This is a genomic window from Chryseobacterium capnotolerans, from assembly GCF_021278965.1.
Classification (GTDB): Bacteria; Bacteroidota; Bacteroidia; order Flavobacteriales; family Weeksellaceae; genus Chryseobacterium; species Chryseobacterium capnotolerans.
Window position 1 is genome coordinate 3,004,303 of sequence record NZ_CP065589.1, and the last position, 17,971, is coordinate 3,022,273.

General features: G+C 34.6%; 16 protein-coding genes and 1 pseudogene. 7 read left to right on the top strand and 10 right to left on the bottom strand.

Annotation, left to right across the window (positions count from 1 at the left end):
- Positions 1-17: 17 nt before the first annotated feature.
- Entirely contained in the window at positions 18-1,127 is a 1,110-nt protein-coding gene (locus H5J24_RS14410; RefSeq protein WP_068942472.1) for an HmuY family protein, read from the bottom strand.
- A 10-nt stretch (positions 1,128-1,137) separates the two neighbouring features.
- Positions 1,138-3,255, bottom strand: a complete 2,118-nt coding sequence (locus H5J24_RS14415; protein WP_068942467.1) for a TonB-dependent receptor plug domain-containing protein — start codon at positions 3,253-3,255, stop codon at positions 1,138-1,140.
- A 95-nt stretch (positions 3,256-3,350) separates the two neighbouring features.
- On the opposite strand from H5J24_RS14415, the gene H5J24_RS14420 reads away from it, so the two are divergent.
- Together H5J24_RS14420 and H5J24_RS14425 are read left to right on the top strand one after the other, a co-directional pair.
- The gene (locus tag H5J24_RS14420; protein ID WP_068942465.1) at positions 3,351-4,139 is read left to right on the top strand and encodes a T9SS type A sorting domain-containing protein; all 789 of its coding nucleotides are present in this window, start codon (positions 3,351-3,353) and stop codon (positions 4,137-4,139) included.
- Positions 4,140-4,323: 184 nt separating this feature from the next.
- Positions 4,324-5,616 (top strand): T9SS type A sorting domain-containing protein, encoded by a 1,293-nt coding sequence (locus tag H5J24_RS14425; protein WP_068942464.1) that lies wholly within the window; start codon positions 4,324-4,326, stop codon positions 5,614-5,616.
- Between the two features lie 78 nt (positions 5,617-5,694).
- Here the strand turns inward: H5J24_RS14425 and H5J24_RS14430 are convergent, their stop codons facing one another.
- The 3 genes from H5J24_RS14430 to H5J24_RS14440 all read right to left on the bottom strand — a co-directional run bounded on the left by H5J24_RS14430 (position 5,695) and on the right by H5J24_RS14440 (position 7,535).
- The gene (locus H5J24_RS14430) at positions 5,695-5,985 is read right to left on the bottom strand and encodes a putative quinol monooxygenase (protein ID WP_068942462.1); all 291 of its coding nucleotides are present in this window, start codon (positions 5,983-5,985) and stop codon (positions 5,695-5,697) included.
- A gap of 87 nt (positions 5,986-6,072) precedes the next feature.
- On the bottom strand, positions 6,073-6,960 hold the full coding sequence (locus tag H5J24_RS14435) for a sulfite exporter TauE/SafE family protein (RefSeq protein ID WP_068942460.1): 888 nt from the start codon (positions 6,958-6,960) through the stop codon (positions 6,073-6,075).
- A gap of 167 nt (positions 6,961-7,127) precedes the next feature.
- A complete protein-coding gene (locus H5J24_RS14440) occupies positions 7,128-7,535 on the bottom strand; it encodes an RrF2 family transcriptional regulator (protein ID WP_068942458.1) in 408 nt (135 codons plus the stop codon).
- Between the two features lie 140 nt (positions 7,536-7,675).
- On the opposite strand from H5J24_RS14440, the gene H5J24_RS14445 reads away from it, so the two are divergent.
- The 3 genes from H5J24_RS14445 (at position 7,676) to H5J24_RS14455 (ending at position 9,714) form a co-directional block, all read left to right on the top strand.
- Positions 7,676-8,104 (top strand): DUF4268 domain-containing protein, encoded by a 429-nt coding sequence (locus tag H5J24_RS14445; RefSeq protein WP_068942457.1) that lies wholly within the window; start codon positions 7,676-7,678, stop codon positions 8,102-8,104.
- Positions 8,105-8,212: 108 nt separating this feature from the next.
- Positions 8,213-8,851 carry a hypothetical protein gene (locus H5J24_RS14450; RefSeq protein ID WP_068942456.1) on the top strand — a complete coding sequence of 213 codons (639 nt, stop codon included), beginning with the start codon at positions 8,213-8,215 and terminating at the stop codon, positions 8,849-8,851.
- A 41-nt stretch (positions 8,852-8,892) separates the two neighbouring features.
- Positions 8,893-9,714, top strand: a complete 822-nt coding sequence (locus H5J24_RS14455; RefSeq protein WP_068942455.1) for a DUF2314 domain-containing protein — start codon at positions 8,893-8,895, stop codon at positions 9,712-9,714.
- A 92-nt stretch (positions 9,715-9,806) separates the two neighbouring features.
- Here H5J24_RS14455 and H5J24_RS14460 read toward each other — a convergent pair whose 3' ends face one another.
- Entirely contained in the window at positions 9,807-11,204 is a 1,398-nt protein-coding gene (locus tag H5J24_RS14460; RefSeq protein WP_082811136.1) for a phosphatidylinositol-specific phospholipase C, read from the bottom strand.
- A 289-nt stretch (positions 11,205-11,493) separates the two neighbouring features.
- On the opposite strand from H5J24_RS14460, the gene H5J24_RS14465 reads away from it, so the two are divergent.
- Both H5J24_RS14465 and H5J24_RS14470 read left to right on the top strand, forming a co-directional pair.
- Positions 11,494-12,708 carry a serine hydrolase domain-containing protein gene (locus H5J24_RS14465; protein WP_228407604.1) on the top strand — a complete coding sequence of 405 codons (1,215 nt, stop codon included), beginning with the start codon at positions 11,494-11,496 and terminating at the stop codon, positions 12,706-12,708.
- A gap of 36 nt (positions 12,709-12,744) precedes the next feature.
- A pseudogene (locus H5J24_RS14470) lies at positions 12,745-13,333 on the top strand (ATPase).
- A gap of 177 nt (positions 13,334-13,510) precedes the next feature.
- On the opposite strand, the gene gldG reads toward H5J24_RS14470, so the two are convergent.
- From gldG to kbl, 4 genes are all read right to left on the bottom strand, one after another.
- Positions 13,511-15,181, bottom strand: coding sequence for a gliding motility-associated ABC transporter substrate-binding protein GldG (gene gldG, locus H5J24_RS14475; RefSeq protein ID WP_068942452.1), 1,671 nt, complete (start codon positions 15,179-15,181; stop codon positions 13,511-13,513).
- Positions 15,182-15,184: 3 nt separating this feature from the next.
- Positions 15,185-15,913 carry an ABC transporter permease subunit gene (locus H5J24_RS14480; RefSeq protein ID WP_068942450.1) on the bottom strand — a complete coding sequence of 243 codons (729 nt, stop codon included), beginning with the start codon at positions 15,911-15,913 and terminating at the stop codon, positions 15,185-15,187.
- Between the two features lie 64 nt (positions 15,914-15,977).
- On the bottom strand, positions 15,978-16,529 hold the full coding sequence (locus tag H5J24_RS14485; protein ID WP_068942448.1) for a CopD family protein: 552 nt from the start codon (positions 16,527-16,529) through the stop codon (positions 15,978-15,980).
- A gap of 192 nt (positions 16,530-16,721) precedes the next feature.
- Positions 16,722-17,918, bottom strand: a complete 1,197-nt coding sequence (gene kbl / locus H5J24_RS14490) for a glycine C-acetyltransferase (RefSeq protein WP_068942446.1) — start codon at positions 17,916-17,918, stop codon at positions 16,722-16,724.
- Positions 17,919-17,971: the final 53 nt, after the last annotated feature.

Genomic DNA, 17,971 nt, shown 5'->3' on the forward strand with positions numbered 1-17,971 from the left:
TACTATTATTTGATTTATTATAAGGCTTTGTACATGAATGTTGGATGTCCTCTTTCTCCTTTATCATTAACAATTTTCACAAATCTTATTTTATAATAAGCTCCTGCGGCATCTTTAATGACATAGAAGATATCTCCTTTTACTTTAGATCCTTCCGGTCCAACTTCTCTCCAGTTTCCTCCAATGACTCTTTGATCATTGTATACAAATTTTGAATCATCTACATTCTCCTTTTTAAATTTATTAAAGGTATCTACCATTGATGTTGCTGCCACCTTCACTTCATAAGCTCCTACATTACCTACATTATTGGTCGTCACAAAATCTGCATTAATATAACTTCCTACACTTGGGATAATATTGGTAAATACAGTAAAACAAATGTCCCACTTATTTTTTTCAGGCTGAATAAGTACTTCTTTGTTCTGTTTTAGGTTAAAGAAGGTATAATTGTAAGCTTTATTTTTCTTCACCTCTACTGTTTTAATTCCAGCTCCGGTAGCATTCAGCTGTCCATATCTTACCTTATAACCATCTCCTTGTCTTACTATTTGTACTTTCATCCAACCTCGGTCATCTCCTCCTGTAATAGTTGAACCCGTAGCAATAGTCCCGGTATAAAGTTCTTTACCAAGATTTACAAGATAGACTGCATTTTCAGATGCATTGGCCTTTATTTCTTCTATTGCTGTAGGGCTGGTTGGAAAATTACCTTTTACATCATCAATATAGTTTACATTATCAGGGTTAAAGTTGGCCACCTGCACCTCATCTTTCATGCTGGCAACATCAGATTCTTTTACGTTTTCAATATCAGTGACATTTGGAATTTTACCCGCAGCCATCATAATAGAAGTGTTCAAAACCACTTTAAACTCATTTCCTGAATAAAATGCTAAATCCCAGTCTGTTCTGTTATTTGTAGTTTGTCTAGGCTGTCCCGTTTGCCCATCTGCTATATCACTCAAGTCTATCCATACCTGATTAGGTTGTGCTGAACCATTTACAAAAGGATTTACAGAGACCCCTTCTGAAGGAATAACCGGTACAGGATCTTCATTAGCATTAATACAGGATTGAACAATAAATGATGTTCCTATTAATAGATAGAATAGTATTTTTTTCATTGTTAAAATTTTAAAAATTATAGCTTAAACGAGCTAAAAAGCTTCTGCCATAGAACAAATTAATTTTTGGATCTGCAGTACTATGTGCATTTCCTGTAAGAGTAGTATCTCTTATAGAGGTCACATCAAAAATATTTTTTACCCCAAGACCTACTTCCAGATGCTGGTTAAAGAAAGGTTGTGTAACAATGAAGTTCATCATATGAAAATCACCTCTTTCTCCAAGTACATATGTGGGGTTTTTAAGATCAGGAGATAAAGTAAACTGTTGTGTTTTTCCTGTATATTTATAGAATAATGATAAGGTTGTGTTTACATTCGGAATAGTATAGTTCACCATAGCACTTGCTTCCAGCGTATAAAAGAAGTCGGTAGGAGAAGTGATGACTTGATCTGTAAGTTCTTTTGAAATCCCATAATAAGCAACATTGGCTGCCACGGAAAGCTGGTCTTTTTGTGCTTTAAAATTAGCTTCAAACAGATAAGATCTATATTTATCCAGATTAAGATATTGATATTTCAAAGGCTGTCTGCTTACCGTTACCGATTCGATTCTGTCTTTCACATAAAGATAAGTAGCACTTGCACCAATTCCCAAGTTCCATCCAGAGCTCGTTGTGAATATTTTTTCTCCGTTTAAAGAAGCCGTCATTCCAGTTTCCGGAATAAGGTTTTCATTTCCTCTGATATCATGGTTGCTGTCTACCATATAAGTATATAGCTCATCAAAGTTTGGAAAACGGTTTGCACTTCCTACTACTAATCTGAAATTATCGTTATCAGTAACTTTTGCTCTTGCCGTTAAGGAATAATTATGCTGTATATCAAACTTATCGCTCAGTGCTAAACGATATCCGGGACGTAATGACAGCCAGTTTGTAGCATTCCATTCAACAGACATAAAGTTGGCATAATTGAATATTTTTCTGTTCACATTATCTGTTCCTTTGAAGCTTCCGGCAATATTTCCTGCAAAGCCTGAAGTATGATCCAACTCATATCCTAATTGGAAATCAATCTTTTTATTATCTAAAAAGTTACTGAAAACCCCTCTTGAATAAAGAACATCTGCTTTATTATAAGACTGGTAATCGTCTTTACTGCCAATTACTTTTCTATTCGGAATATCATATTTAAAATCTCTATATTTTCTATCCTGGGTCTGATAAGAAAAATCTCCGGTATAGTTTATCGTCCCTAATTTTGCCTGTACATTAAGCTGGTGAAGGTATCTTGTAGTATAATAATCCCGGTCATTGGAAGAGTAAGTTCTGTCTTTTACATCATAAAAATACTCGTTGACAATTGGATTATAGTAATTCAGCTTTTCATTAACAAAACCGAATTTATAGAATATGGAAGTTTTATTCTTATTATATCTTACAACTCCATCAACATTCATTACATCTTTAGGTTGCCATAGATAGCCTCTTTTCCCATCTTGCTCAAAGTACTTATACCCTTCCTGTGTTCCTTTGAACCCCTGGAAATCATTGTGGTTAATATTGGCACCTACATACCAGTTTTCATTAATATTATAGCCAATATTTAAAGTCTGGATATGTCTTCCCTCTCCTTTTTTCTTAATATCATATTCTTTTCCTACCGTTTCTTCCTGTACAGAAGCATTTAACGTAAGCTTTTTCTGACTGTTTTTCTTGGTAATGATATTAATAACACCTGCTACAGCATTACTTCCGTAGTCTACCCCCATTGAACCTCTTACTACTTCGATCCTTTCTACATTATTGATATTAAGCTTGGTAAGGTCAATATTATTTCCCAATCCTATATCACCCACTACCGGAATATTGTCAATCAAAACTTTCGTATATTCTCCACCAAGCCCCATTAAGCTGGCAGTAGAATTACCAGAATTACGATCCGAAGTAATCAATACATTCAGGCTTTGATTCAAAACATCTGCAACATTGGTTGCAGCCATATTCTTTATCTGTGCTGCATTGATCACTTCAACTTTATAGATGGATTTATTGATGGATTGTTGTGTATACTGTCCTGTAACGACAACTTCTTCTATCTTTTTATTTTTAAGAGAATCCTGTTCCTGTGCATTGATCCAGCAGATCGCGGACAAAGATAGTATTGAAAGTACCTTCTTCTTCATAGGGGGCAAAAATTTTCGACAAATATAATGCTTTATTTAGAACAATTAAAAATAAATATATATTTTTGTGGAATAATTCTAAATATAAATAAGTCATGAAAATAAAATTACTTCTTGGAACTTTGATGTTTACAGCAGTTACAGTAAATGCTCAATTAGCGACTATTAATGAAAACTTCCAATCATTTACAACAGGAAATACGGCTCCATGGCCGCAGCAAAACTGGTCAAATATCCAAAATACAACATCCGGTCCTTGGGTTTATGCTTCCGGAACAACGAATAAACTGATCCAGTATTATAGTTTTTCGGCTGCTAATACTGCAGGTTATCTGATCACTCCGCAAATCATTGCTCCGGACGGAACTAAAATTATAACTTTCAAAGCTGCTCTTACCACAGGATCTGCATCAGGAGCAACCGGGACAATAGAAGTAGGCTTGGTAGATAATACTAATGAAATGGGTACATTCACTCCTATTGGCAATATTATTAATCTGACCGCAGGTAATGTACAATACTCATTGCCAGTACCGGCTTCCACTAAACAATACATTGCCTTTAAAATTATTGGAAGCAATATGCATACTGCTATTCAGATCGATGATGTAGCTTATGATGCAGCTTCTTCATTAGGAGTAAGCGATAAAACATTCTCAAAAGACCACGTTACTTTTGCTGTAAATTCAGATAATACTTCACTGGAATTCAGAGGTAAAACCCCTAAAAACATCCAAATCTATTCTTCTGCAGGCCAAAAAGTAGCAGAAGGAAAGCTGAACGGACAAAAATTTAATATCAATGAACTTCAGACAGGAGTTTATTTTATAGCTGTAGAGACAGGTGAAGGAAAAACCATTCCATCAAAGTTTATTAAAAAATAAGGTTTATTAGACTATTATTTGCCTTTAATCAAGCCGGAGGGATCATTCCTTTCGGCTTTTTTATGGCCAAGTTCCAAGATAATTCTAATAAAACACGACAAAAATCATGTTTTTATTTAGAATGATTAAAAATAATTATATATTTTTGTTGAATCATTCTAAATAATAATTTAAAAAATAAATTATGAGAACAAAACTATTATTGGCATCATTGCTTGCTCTTACTGTTCAACAGACTGTGTTAGCGCAGGCCGATGCATTAGGATACACACAAGCAAATATGACGTTGGGAAGTGGGTATCAAAATCGTTCATTCTTTAATTTCACAGATGGGAATATTATTTCTCAGCCTGCCAATACATGGGATGTAGCATTTTACAGAACTTCTCCTTATACAACAGGAACAAGAATTAATGATGCTAAAAATATTGAAGTATATACTGCTGCTACCAGCTTAACTGAATGGGATAATATCAATATCAGTAATGAAAGTTCCTGGGGAACATCTCTTTATAACCCGGACCAGATTACGGACTGGAGCCAGGGAGCTTTTGAACAGGGACCTATTACAGCCCCTAATCCTAATATTCCATCGACAGGATGGGGAGTTTACAATACAGTGACTCACCATGTTAATGGAAAAGCAATTTTTGTTCTGAAATATGCTTCAGGAACGTATATTAAGTTTGCTATTGAAGATGCGTTTGCAGGATATACTTTTAAATATTCAAAGTGGGATGGTACTGCATGGGGACCAACAGAAACAAGAACATTAGCTAATGGAAATGATGATGCTTATTTCAACTATTTTTCATTTGATACCGGAGCAAAAGTTCCTAATATGGAGCCTTCAAAAACTGCATGGGACTTAGTATTTACAAAATATTTTACTTTCTATAACGGTGTTCAGATGTACCCTGTGGCAGGGGCAATCCAAAGTCCAGGCCTTAAAGTTGCGATGGTAGACCCGGAAACTCAAGAAGTTGCTAATGGAAATATTCCTGCTGCTAATAACTTTTCATCTAACATCACTTCTATCGGGCACTCATGGAAAGTGATTACAACTTTAAAGAATAATGTTGTTTATTACGTGAAAAAAGGAGATGATTACTACAGAATGTATTTTACACAGAGTGACGGTTCCAGCACTGGAAACATGTTCTTCAAATACAAAAAGATTACAGGGTCTCTGGGAATCACAGAAGTAAGTAAAAAAGCTTCTTTCGGAATTTATCCTAACCCAACAACAGCAGATAAAAAGGTAACCATTTTATTCGATGTTAAAGAAAAAGCAAACAATAAAGGAAGTGTAGAAGTATACGACCTAACTGGAAAAAAAGTACATGCTGCTGAATTAACTAATCAGGCAGGATTCTATAGACAAGACCTGAACCTGTCTCAACTTCCTTCAGGAAATTATATGGTAAAAATTAACTATGGAGGAACTTCGGAAACGAAAAAACTTATCGTGAAATAATATTTTACTCAAAATACTTTCTATTTTTTTCTAATAAAAAGGCGGTTTTCAGAATTCTGGAACCGCCTTTTATTTTTGTTAGTATATTTTAAATCCTTTGTAAACTTCCACTGTACTTTCCATCATTTTGGAAGCATCTTTACGGAAATCCAGCAAATGATCCTGCCCGTTGTGTATGTTGTGATGATCAACACTTTCCCAAAGTTCAATCAGGAAAAATGTTCCTTTGTTATCTTTATCTTCAATAAGGTCATACTGCAGACAGCCTTCTTCTTTTCTTGTTTCCTTTACCAGGTTTTGGAAAAGCTCTACCGCTTCCATTAGATAATTTTCATTAAACTTAAAAAGTGCAATGATATGTAGGTTCATATTCTAGTATTTATTGATGTAAAAGTAAAATAATTTCAAAATCAAATTTATTTTTGACCCCATTATTTTTTACATACTTACTCTTTTTTAACTGAATACTGATTTATAAATAGTTATAGAACTCATCACGATCACCAAAACCCCAATCACCAGAAACATTTTCTTCACCGGAAGCTTTGCAGTAAGCATTGCAGAGAAAGGTGCGGTAATAATTCCCCCTATTAAAAGCCCCAGAATAATATTCCAATGCTGAATTCCGAGGGTAAGGAAAAAGGTAACAGCTGCGGTAATGGTCAGAATAAATTTGGCAACAGTAGAACTTCCTACAGCAAATCTTGGAGTAAAAGCATTTTTGATAAGGGTTCCCGTAACCAAAGGTCCCCAGCCTCCTCCTGCAAAAGAATCTATAAATCCTCCAATCACCCCAAGCCTTGTTAAATTGGTTTTCCTTTTCAAGGCTTTGCTCTGTTTATCTTTAAAAGCATTGGACAGAATTTGAAATCCGAGATATAAAGTATAAAATGCAATAATCGTTTTAGTAATCTTTGCGTAATATTCTCCAAAATAAGTAAGGCTGACAGCTCCGATAATTGCTCCAATAACAGCAGGAATGGCCAATTTTTTGACCAGACTTTTGCTTACATTCTTAAGTTTAATATGGCTTATACTTCCCGCAGCTGTCGTAAAACTTTCTGCTGAATGAATACTTGCACTTACAATATGTGGTGGAATATTCAGAAACATCAACGTGGTAGTACAGATTACACCATACCCCATCCCCATTGATCCGGCAACAATTTCTGCAAAAACACCCACCAGAAGCATCCAGTAAAAAATATAATGATCCTTCGCCAAAGTCTGCTGCAGCTCATCAAAGTAGCCCAGTTCATATAGAGAAAAAGCAACTATTGATAACAAGACAATCGTTACAAACAATACGTTGAGTCTTATCTGAATCTTTCTTGTAATTACCATAGTCCTGCAATTGTAAGTTTATTCAACATCTCTTCTTCCCTCCAGGGGATCATCATATCTGCATCTTCTTTTGGAATCATAATTTATTCTTTTGAAGTCCTGCAAATATCCAATAAAAATATTATCCTACAAAATAAGTAGACTAATATTTCAAAAAAAGGATCAGGTCAGTCGACCAGATCCATTAATGTTTTTTTCTCAAGTATATTAAGGGAAGCATCCCTAACCTCTATCAATACATCGTGCAAGCCACAGTGATCTTCATTGCAGTCATCACATTTTTCATAGAAGTTCAGACTTACACAGGGAAGCATGGCAATGGGGCCGTTTATCAGGCGAATAATTTTGGCAAGCTTTACTTCTTCGGGGTTTTCTCTTAAAAAGTATCCCCCACCTTTTCCTTTTTTACTGTCAAGGATATCTGCCTTTTTCAGTTCAAGCAGGATATTTTCTAAAAACTTTAAAGGTATCTTTTTGTGTTCCGCTATTTCGGAAATAAGAACCGGACCTTCATTTCTTTTTTCTACAAGATATGAAAGTGCCTTAAACGCATATTGAGATTTTTTTGATAGCATTACAGCAAAAATAAGAAAATTGTTTTATATGTTTAAACTAAAAGACAAAATAGCAAAATAGCTCATTAATGGCTTTGTTTTTTATCTTTTTGTGGTATCACGATTTTGTCTTTCTCCTATTAAATCGTTATGTTTGCCTTATGTTCAGTAAACAAGAAGCGCAACAACTCAAAAAGGAATTTTGGACAGCTTTTGGCAAATCTTTTCCAAGAAAATGGATCCTGTATGGCACTAAGGTCAAGGATATGGCATTTAAATTCTCTGCAGATAATAAAAAAGTAGAAGTTTCTCTTGATATCGAAATGAAAGATGAAATTTTTCGTAATGCGTATTATGAAAAAATATGGTCTTTGGAAGATATTTTAAAAGATTTTATTGGTGAGTTCCAAAAAGAAGAGCACTTTACCCTGGAAAACGGCAAGATTATCAGCCGGATTTGGGTAGAAAAAAATGGAGTTTCCATCTTCAATAAAAATACATGGCAGGAAATTTTTGAATTCTTTTATGAAAAAATGGATGGATTCGAAAGATTTTATTATGAATATGAGGATTTTATAAAGGACATATAAAATAATTATGAAATAATTATCGTTTTACACTTTAGGTTAAGATAAAAAAGAAAACTATCTTTGCTCTATACCACTTAAACTAATAGATGAAACTAAACATGATTAACAATGAGAAAAGTGTACAAAAACATTTTTGGAGAAGTCATCTCCAAAAGCAAAGCTATGAAGCTCGATGAATATCATCTGTATTATTACAAAAGTGATTCTGATATACTAAAAGAGATTGAGTTCATCAATGAAGAAAATATATATAACATCAATTATTTTTTAGACGAAGGTGACAATGAAGATGAAGTTTTAGAATATCTGAAAGAAAAATCTGATTTTTTTGATATCGAAAAAAAGGAAACCACTGACGGATTCATTATTACCACCAATAAATTGTATTCATTATCTGTAGATGATCTTCCCTTAATTTCCAAAACCGTTTTTAAAACTGACGACCCTGAAAATTTTATATGCTCACAGGTCATTGACAATGAAACCCAGGAACCGCAACTTGAAAGAACAGTAAAATGCTGGTATACTTCTGATGAAAAAGGAGAAAAATATGCTGCTATAGAATGCAGCTACCAGGAAGATGGAAAACTGGAGCTTGCTATAGATAAAACAACAGATCCTGAGCATGAGCAGAACTGGGCCCATTATGATTATGAAACATTTCAGGAGCTTCAGAAACGATGTCCGGTGGACATAAGCTATTACAAAACCGCTGCACTACTTCCAAAGGAAGCCTATCAGAGTTAAAAAAATTTCAACAATACATCAAACAACCATAATTTATTGATATGGAAGACAATCCTATATTTTGGGCGGATGGGGATGATCCGCAAATGATTGAAGCCTACAGGAAAGCACAGGAAACCTTCAAATATTTTTGGCGTGAACAATCCTGGGAATACAGACGAATAATCCCGGGGCTTAATGTTTCATGTGTAAAAGTAATGTTTTCAGAGCAGACAGAATCAGGAGAAACCAATGTTGAACATATGTGGATCAATGATATTGGTTTTGATGGCAGCAGGGTAACAGGATATCTGATCAACGAGCCTAATATATTAAGAAATGTTCAGGTAGGCGATTACATTGACATTCCTCTTACTGAAATCAGTGACTGGCTTTTTGCCATCACCCCTAGTACAAAGAAATCAACAGGACTTTCCAAGCTATTCTCTTCATCAGCTGAACCTCTTCCAAAAGCATATGGTGGATTTACCATCCAAAAGATGCGTTCGGATATGTCATCTTCAGAAAGAAAAGATCATGACAATGCCTGGCAGCTGGATTTTGGGGATTTCAACGATATTCTTGTGGTTAATAACCAAAAAGAAGAACCCGAAAACCTTATCGAACATCCGATGAGCAGAAATATGAAAGAAGATTTTGCTCAATTCTTACAGGAATATCCGGATGAAATTAAGCTTATTGATGAAAACGGCCAGTCTCTTTTGCACCGGGAAACCATTGCAGGAAACCTAACCACAGTACAAGCTGCACTGGAAGCCGGAGCTGATAAAACAGTGCAATCTAAAGCTGGAAAGACCGCTCTGGAATATGCAAAACAACTGAATTGGGAACATATTATTCCGGTACTGGAAAATTATTCATAACAATAAAAATAAAAACTTAGAAGAATACTAAATAAAAAAGAGAAGCTGTAAAGTTTCTCTTTTTTGTTGTATGTTTTTTGTGGTTCTAAAAATTAATGATTGGATTGGATAATATTGTCAACCAATCCATTTTCAATGGGATTTCCACCTCCATTATTATAAAAATCAAGCGGAATGATTCCCAATCTTTTCTTTCCTGAATACTGTGTATACTGTTTCAACCAAGGATTCATAGCCGGATCAACCCCCGAGCCACCCCAGGCATATTGGTAAGGTGTATGGTGAAATATTCCATAGGCAATACTGTTAAAGCTTACATACAAAACAGCATCGTTATTAGCATTTTTCTGCATGGCCCGTTCCAGATTCTCCTGTACGTACTTTACCTTTTTGTGAGTATCATAACTTTCGTAATTATCTTCGATATAGAATTTCTGCCCATTGGCATTCGTCGTTTCAAAAGTAGTGTTATCCTGCCATGTTCCAAACCTCACTCCTACTTTGTTTTTATCAATCCCTGAATTTCCCATATTCAGATCAAACCTGTATAGAAAGAGAACTTTTCCTTTGGTTTCATTTAAGTTAGGAAGGGTATTTCCCTGAAAGTAAAGAGTATTGTATTTTTTAAGATATTTGATAAAATTATCAGAAATATCCTGGCCGCTTTTTTCATTGTTTACAGACATTAAAACAGTTTCAGAGGGATGATCTTTTAAAAATGACTGGCAAGCATCCAATACATTTCCAAAAGTAACTCCACAGGAAATAATGCCGTGGTAAAGATCTAACGGATCAGAAGAATTAGATGAATTCACGAGCCTGATATCCAGAAAACGAATTCCGTTTTCCAGCTGTTGCCTAATGTCATAATTCTGACATCTTGCTCCAAATGAGGCAGAAGAAATTTTATACGTTCCGGAATCATGTGTTCCTGGTATGCTTAAAGCTTTCAGCGAAACATTGGGTTCCAGTTTACTCATCCACTCTGAGCCATTTAATTTAAGATAAAATTGGTTCACACCAGAGACTGAAACATTACAGTTAAAACGTGTATTTGCATCAGTTTTTAAGATATAGGTTCCCGATATTTTTTTCAGATTCCGGCTGCCAATCCACCAATTATTCTCTGATTTTGAATTGTGTCCCTGCCCAATCTGTACATCGCGAATTTCGCAATGTCTATTCTGATAATCAAATGATAAGGTACAGGTAAATGCGAAGTTCAGTTTCCCCGGCAAAGCATCATTGGAACTACAGCCTATGGCATCGCCTCCTGATATTTTACTTTTGAACCATTGAGCAACTGTATCTGTCCCATGTCTTCCAGCCTGAACGTCTATTTCCCAGGTATTCCCTGATTTCTGAATAATATCCGGTGTATTTTCCCAAGGTTGTCCTGAAGAGATGCTGTGATCTGTAATGACCATTCTTAAATTACTTACTCCATCCATCATCTGGAGAAGAAATCTGTTGTGTTGTTTTGTTGGCATGATATGGTGATTTAGTTTAATATTTCATAAGAAAGCAATAGATTTCTCTATCCTGCCAGACAAAATTATATAGAATTAAAGGGCATTCATAGCGTATAAATACTTGTTTTTGAATTCGGGTATTTTTACTTAATTCTAATAATGAGACTGAAAACTGACTTAACTTCTCATTTTTTTTTTAAATTACACTGTAATAAAATATTTCTTTCAAATGTCTTATTATTAAAATATTATGATAAAAAATACCTCTTTTTTAATAGTTTCTCTTTTCTTGATTTCATGTCACGGCATGAAAAACTATTCAACTTCTGCTTATCATAAAGTTCAAGATTCTTTAGATGTGGAAATCAACAAAATATATCTACAAGGAAATTTTAATGGTTTTTCAGTTGCTATTGTTAATGATCAATCCACTCTTTATCAGAAAGGATTTGGCTTTTCAGATGTGAATGAAAAGAAACCTTACACCCTCAATACCATTCAAAATATTGCTTCTGTTTCTAAAACACTGGTTGGAATCGCTCTACTGAAAGCTCAGGAATTGGGTAAACTGAAATTGGATGATCCCATACAGAAGTATGTGCCATTTAAAATTGTGAATCCTAATTTTCCTCAGAGCTCCATAACCATTAGCCAACTGGCTTCTCATACTTCTTCTATTCTGGATAATGAATTTTATTTATCTAAAAACTATTTTCTAAAGCCAAACCAAAATCTGAATGGAGCAAAGCTTAATTTTGATGATGAACAGCTATTCAACCCTTCAGATTCTATCATTACAATGTCTGCTTTCTTAGAAAATGTTCTTGCAGAACATGGAAAATGGAATACTAACAGCTTTTCCTCTTATTCACCTGGAACGATGTATGAATATTCCAATGTAGGAACTGCTTTAGCCGCTTTTATTGTTGAACGAGCAACCGGACAGGAGTTTAGTATGTTTACCAAAGAATATATTCTGAAACCTTTACAAATGAATGATTCAGGATGGAAATTTGAAGAGATTCAGTTGTCTAAATTCTCAAAGCTTTATGAAAATCCTAAAACGGTTCTGCCTTATTACCTTTCTGCTACTTACCCTGACGGAGGATTTATCACCAATATTTCTGATTTAAGTAAATATTTAACTGAATTAATCAAAGGATACAATGGAAAAGGCACAATTTTGAGTCAGAAAAGCTATAAGGAATACTTTACTCCTCAATTGAGTGCCGCTAATTTTACTGAAAGAAATACACAAAATCCTTACAGCGAATCTTACAATGTTGGTATATTCATCGGATTTGGTTACACCGGTTATATCGGCCATACAGGAGGTGATCCAGGTGTAATGTCCATGCTGTTTTTTGATCCTAAAAACAACATGGGGAGAATTATGATCTTCAACACCAATTTTTCAGATAAGAAAGGGAATGATGCTTTTTATGGAATATGGAATGTGTTGGAGAAATATCAGATACTTTTGAATAAGAAAAATAATCAAAGTAATGATAGGCAATATTAATAATGTAATTTAAAAATAAGTTCTAACTTTGTATTGATGAAAGAGAAAAATCTTTACATAATTTCAGGTTGTAATGGAGCTGGAAAAACTACAGCATCATTTACTATACTACCTGAAATTCTAAATTGTAAAGAAATTTGTCAATGCAGATGAAATTGCAAGAGGATTATCCCCTTTTCAACCTGAAAAAGTTGCTTTTGAAGCTGGTAGAATAATGCTTTCCCGAGTTGATGAACTTTTAAAAATTGGCGAGAATTTTGCTTTTGAAACTACATTAGCTTCCAAAATTTATAAACAGAAAATTTTAATTGCTAAACAAAAAGGTTACAATACTTCTCTATTATTTTTTTGGCTAAAAAATATTGAGTTAGCAAAGGAAAGAGTAAAAAGTAGAGTTAGAGAAGGTGGACATAATATTCCTGAAGATATAATTGAAAGGAGATATTTAGGTGGAATATTAAATTTATTTGATATTTATTTTTTAATTGTAGATCAAGTACTGATTTTTGATAATTCTGAAGGAAAACCTATTCTTGTTGCTGAAAAAAATATAAATGAAGATATTGTTATTTACCACAATGAAAAATTCAATGAAATAAAAGATTATTATAACAAAAGAAGATAGAACTGAAAGAAAAATAAAGATCTTAAAAGGACTTGAAAAAAGCTTACGAAGAAATGCTTGATTTTAAAAGAAAAAGCAACAGTGAAATTATCGTTATTAAGGACAATAAAATTGTAAAAATAAAACCTTAAATATTAAATGAAAAAGAGAAGCTATTGAGCTTCTCTTTTATTATTTCTATCCAAATTTCTTCTTTCTAAGCCAGAAGAATAATCCTCCGATAAGACCAATAACCATCAATGGGAGCAATAAATTCAGCCATTGCCAGTTGGTTTTCTCTTCTTCTATTCTGTGTCTGTCGAGAAGTCTTTCTTCGATATTTCGGTTTCTCAATTCCATCAAATTGCTGTCATCCAAGAGATAGTCTAAAGCATTTCTAAGAAACTGCTCATTTCCAAACTGTTCATTCGTCAGCATATCTACTCCTAATGGAAGCGGTTTTCCTTTGATGACTTTATTACGTCCTATATCTCCGTCTGCAATCACGATCATTTTATTTTCAGGACTTTCTGCTTTAAAGCCGGGATACGATTTTCTTTCAATCCTTGAAGCGTATGCTGAATTAAATTTCCCTTCCAATGCTACGGCAAAGATCTTCGGAGTGCTTGGTTTCTCCATTTGTCCAAGACTGTCTACAGTGGCAATTTCTTTCAAATCAACATAATTCGGAACCTGTTTTAGCAATGTTCTTTCACTGGATTCGAAAAGAACTTTTGTTTTAATATTCTTTCTTCCACCCAATGTATCAATAGAAGTCGGGAATTCAAATTTTACAGGGTTGATATTTCTGGTAATCGGGTTATTATTTTCAGCAATTCCAAGAGGAAAATAAGGCCAAGGCAGACTTGTAAACTGAGGGTTTCCACTTACCTCTCCTGTTACCAGCTTCAGCAGTGCATATTTCTTTACATCCTTCACCAATGCATTATTGATTCTTAATCCGTAATTGAAAAAGAAATCAGTCATATTGATATCCACCGGGAAAGGCATTACTTTTTTAGATCTTGTCAGGGTATCCATTTCAGCATTTACAGCATCAATCATCCAAAGCGTTTTCCCGCCATTCATAATATATTGGTCAAGGATTACTTTCTCGTTATCTGTAAAGGCTTTTCTTGGTTTTGCAATGACTAAAGCACTCATCTGCTTCAATAAAGGCATGTCTTCAATACTAAGTTCCACCTGATTTTTAGGAATAATAGGACCAGCATCATAATTCTCTAATGCTAATTGCATGAATCCCTGGAACTCATCCGGACTTAATTCATCCTGATTGATCAGCACTCCTACTTTTTTCCTTTTATCAGTAGCAATATTTTTGATATTTGAAACCAGATTGTATTCCAATCCTTCAATAGATCTGGTAAGCTGCTGATCTGCATCTATTCCTGTCTGCTGTACAATCAAAGGAAGAGAAACTCCTGTTTTATTATACCTGATCACAGCATACGGATAAATGGTGATCTGAGTGAATTTTCCATCCTTAGAATCCGGCAGATAAGATGCCTGCATTCCCATCGCAGCTAAACTGTCTTCCGGGATTTTAGGTCTTAATGGATCGATGAACTTGAAATCAATTTTTGGATTAATTTTTCTGAATTCTTCCAGCATGAATTTCGTTTCTCCCTGAAGCTGTTTAAAGCTTGCCGGAAAATCACCTTCAAGATAAACCTCTACAGTCAAAGGCTTTTTAACGGATTCCAGTACTTTAATGGTATTCTCAGAAAGGGTATATCTTTTTTCTTTTGTTAGGTCTAGTCTTATTCCTGAATAGGTAAGAATAATAACCAAAGGGATAATCGCAATTAAGAAAATTCCCAACGGAGATTTAGCATTGATCTTCTTCATACTCTACTTCTTTTTGTTAATAAAATGATTAGACAATACTAATGACGCACTGATGGTCAGAATAAAATAAGCTACATCTTTCAGATCTATAAGACCTCTTGTAAACCCAAGGAAATGTTGGTAAAACCCTATATTCTGAAGGATAAAATCTGCTCCGCCTAATAATTTATAGCTAGCCAGCTGCTCGATTCCGAAATACATAATAAAGCACATGAAAACGCCTAGCAGATAAGCCATGATCTGGTTCTGTGATAATGAAGAAGCTAAAATTCCGATTCCTGAAAAACCTGCGATTAAAATAATCAGTCCAATATAACTTCCAAAGGTCATTCCCAAATCAATATTGCCTTCCGGAACTCCAAGAACATAGACCGTGTAAAGGTAAACTAGAGACGGTATCAGGCATAAAATACCTACAATCCATACAGACAGGAATTTTCCTGTTACCAGTTCTGAAACTTTTAATGGCTGTGAAAACAACCAATTTAGAGTTCCTGTTTGTTGCTCTTCAGCAAAAGTTTTCATGGAAAGTGCCGGAATAATGAACATTAAAAGCCATGGGACCAACACAAAATAGCTTTGCAGCGAAGCTGCCCCGATCTCAAAAATATTAGAATCGTTGTCGAAAAAGAACAAAAATAGAGTCCCTATTAAACTGAAAGCGGCAATAATCACCCACGCACTCCAGTTTCCAAAGTAACTCCAAAGTTCTTTCTTTAAAATTGCAATCATAGTTTTTTAGTAAGATGTAAAAAGTAAAAAAGTATAAGACCCACTTATTCTTTTACTTAAACAATTATTTGTTTTTTTTATTCTTATTAACAAGTTTTACAGTCATCATAATCAGAAATACAAGAACGAAAAATCCTGTAATTAATTGCCACCAATATTCAATTGCCATAGATTTCAGGATTACAGTAAACACTACAAGAAACAAAATAAATGTAGCAATTTCATTGGCCTGCCTAAGTTTGATGTTGGCTGTTTCCAACGTATTTCCGTTCAATGCTTTTAGTTTCAACACCTTTTTCCAGCACCAATAGTGATATATGGCTAGCCCAATCAGGAAAGTCAGCTTTAAATGAAACCATCCCATTTTCATTAGACCCGGATTCAGAAAAATCATAACCAGTCCGCATACTGCCATGATAACTCCCGCAGGCACGGTGATAATATTCCACAGCCTTCTGGCCATAAATGTATACTGCTCCCTCAGAATTTTCTTTTTTTCTTCAGAAAATTCATCAGTATCCTTATAGTAAACAAAGAGTCTTACGAGATAAAAAATTCCCGCAAAATAACTTACCATAAAAATAATGTGCAGCGCTTTGATGATTGTGTAAAGCATTCAGAAAAAATTAACAGCAAAGATAAGCTTATTATATAATTTTTAAAAATAATTTTCTTTTGATCAGGAAAAGCTACTATTCAGATCAAAAGTCTTTAAAAAATACAGTTATATAAAAAAATGCTTCGGCTCGGGGCGGCAAAGCCGCCCGAGCCGAAGCCTATATTTCATTGATCGTATTCAATTCAGAAATTAAGAGATCACTCCCAATTCTTTTCCTACCTTTTCAAAAGCAGCAATTGCTTTATCCAAATGTTCTTTGGTATGAGCCGCAGATAACTGAACTCTGATTCTTGCTTTTCCTTTTGGTACCACCGGATAGAAAAATCCAATTACGTAGATTCCTTCGTCCATTAATTTTTCTGCCATTTTCTGAGAAAGTGGTGCGTCATACAGCATTACCGGAACAATAGCAGCATCTCCATCAGGAATATCAAAACCTTTCGCTTTCATTTCTGCTCTGAAATACTCTGCATTTTCCATTACCTTATCACGAAGTGAAGTATCATCAGAAATCATATTTAGCACCTTCAAAGCAGCACCCACTATTCCTGGTGCTAATGAATTGGAAAATAAATAAGGACGAGAACGTTGTCTCAACATATCGATGATCTCTTTTTTACCGGAAGTAAATCCTCCTAAAGCTCCACCTAAAGCTTTTCCTAATGTAGAAGTAATAATATCTACTCTCCCCATTACTTCATTAGCCTCATGAGTTCCTCTTCCTGTTTTTCCAATAAAGCCTGTTGCATGAGAGTCATCAACCATTACCAAAGCATCATACTTGTCCGCAAGGTCACAAACTCCTTTTAGGTCTGCAACAATACCATCCATTGAGAAAACCCCATCCGTTACGATAATTTTGAAACGGTGATTTTTTTCTGAGGCAGCAATTAACTGAGCTTCAAGATCAGCCATATTATTATTCTTATAACGATATCTTGCCGCTTTACAAAGACGCACACCATCAATAATTGAAGCGTGGTTCAGTTCATCTGAAATAATAGCATCTTCTTCTGTAAATAAAGGTTCAAAAACACCTCCATTGGCATCAAAAGCCGCAGCATAAAGAATCGTATCTTCAAGTCCTAAGAAATCAGCGATTTTTTTCTCCAAATCTTTGTGAATATCCTGAGTTCCACAGATAAAACGTACAGATGACATTCCGTAACCGTGAGACTGGATCATATCCTGAGAAGCCTTCATTACCTCCGGATTGTTGGATAATCCAAGATAATTATTGGCACAAAAGTTCAAAAGCTTTTTCCCGTTGGCTTCAATTTCTGCACTTTGTTGAGAAGTGATGATTCTTTCTCTTTTGAAAAGACCGTCATTCTCAATATTTTGAAGTTCGTTCTGTAAATGTTGAAGATATTTTTCAGAAATCATTTTTAGTAATTTTTTAGATGTGCTAATTTACTAAAAAGGCAGTAAAATAAAAC

Coding starts and splice junctions, on each gene's coding strand:
- H5J24_RS14430 (WP_068942462.1), bottom strand. CDS start 5,985: ATGAACCTACATATCATTGCACTTTTTAAGTTTAATGAAAATTATCTA.
- gldG (WP_068942452.1), bottom strand. CDS start 15,181: ATGAAGAAGATCAATGCTAAATCTCCGTTGGGAATTTTCTTAATTGCG.
- H5J24_RS14410 (WP_068942472.1), bottom strand. CDS start 1,127: ATGAAAAAAATACTATTCTATCTATTAATAGGAACATCATTTATTGTT.
- H5J24_RS14485 (WP_068942448.1), bottom strand. CDS start 16,529: ATGCTTTACACAATCATCAAAGCGCTGCACATTATTTTTATGGTAAGT.
- H5J24_RS14480 (WP_068942450.1), bottom strand. CDS start 15,913: ATGATTGCAATTTTAAAGAAAGAACTTTGGAGTTACTTTGGAAACTGG.
- kbl (WP_068942446.1), bottom strand. CDS start 17,918: ATGATTTCTGAAAAATATCTTCAACATTTACAGAACGAACTTCAAAAT.
- H5J24_RS14440 (WP_068942458.1), bottom strand. CDS start 7,535: ATGCTATCAAAAAAATCTCAATATGCGTTTAAGGCACTTTCATATCTT.
- H5J24_RS14455 (WP_068942455.1), top strand. CDS start 8,893: ATGGAAGACAATCCTATATTTTGGGCGGATGGGGATGATCCGCAAATG.
- H5J24_RS14425 (WP_068942464.1), top strand. CDS start 4,324: ATGAGAACAAAACTATTATTGGCATCATTGCTTGCTCTTACTGTTCAA.
- H5J24_RS14420 (WP_068942465.1), top strand. CDS start 3,351: ATGAAAATAAAATTACTTCTTGGAACTTTGATGTTTACAGCAGTTACA.
- H5J24_RS14445 (WP_068942457.1), top strand. CDS start 7,676: ATGTTCAGTAAACAAGAAGCGCAACAACTCAAAAAGGAATTTTGGACA.
- H5J24_RS14460 (WP_082811136.1), bottom strand. CDS start 11,204: ATGCCAACAAAACAACACAACAGATTTCTTCTCCAGATGATGGATGGA.
- H5J24_RS14415 (WP_068942467.1), bottom strand. CDS start 3,255: ATGAAGAAGAAGGTACTTTCAATACTATCTTTGTCCGCGATCTGCTGG.
- H5J24_RS14465 (WP_228407604.1), top strand. CDS start 11,494: ATGAAAAACTATTCAACTTCTGCTTATCATAAAGTTCAAGATTCTTTA.
- H5J24_RS14435 (WP_068942460.1), bottom strand. CDS start 6,960: ATGGTAATTACAAGAAAGATTCAGATAAGACTCAACGTATTGTTTGTA.
- H5J24_RS14450 (WP_068942456.1), top strand. CDS start 8,213: ATGAGAAAAGTGTACAAAAACATTTTTGGAGAAGTCATCTCCAAAAGC.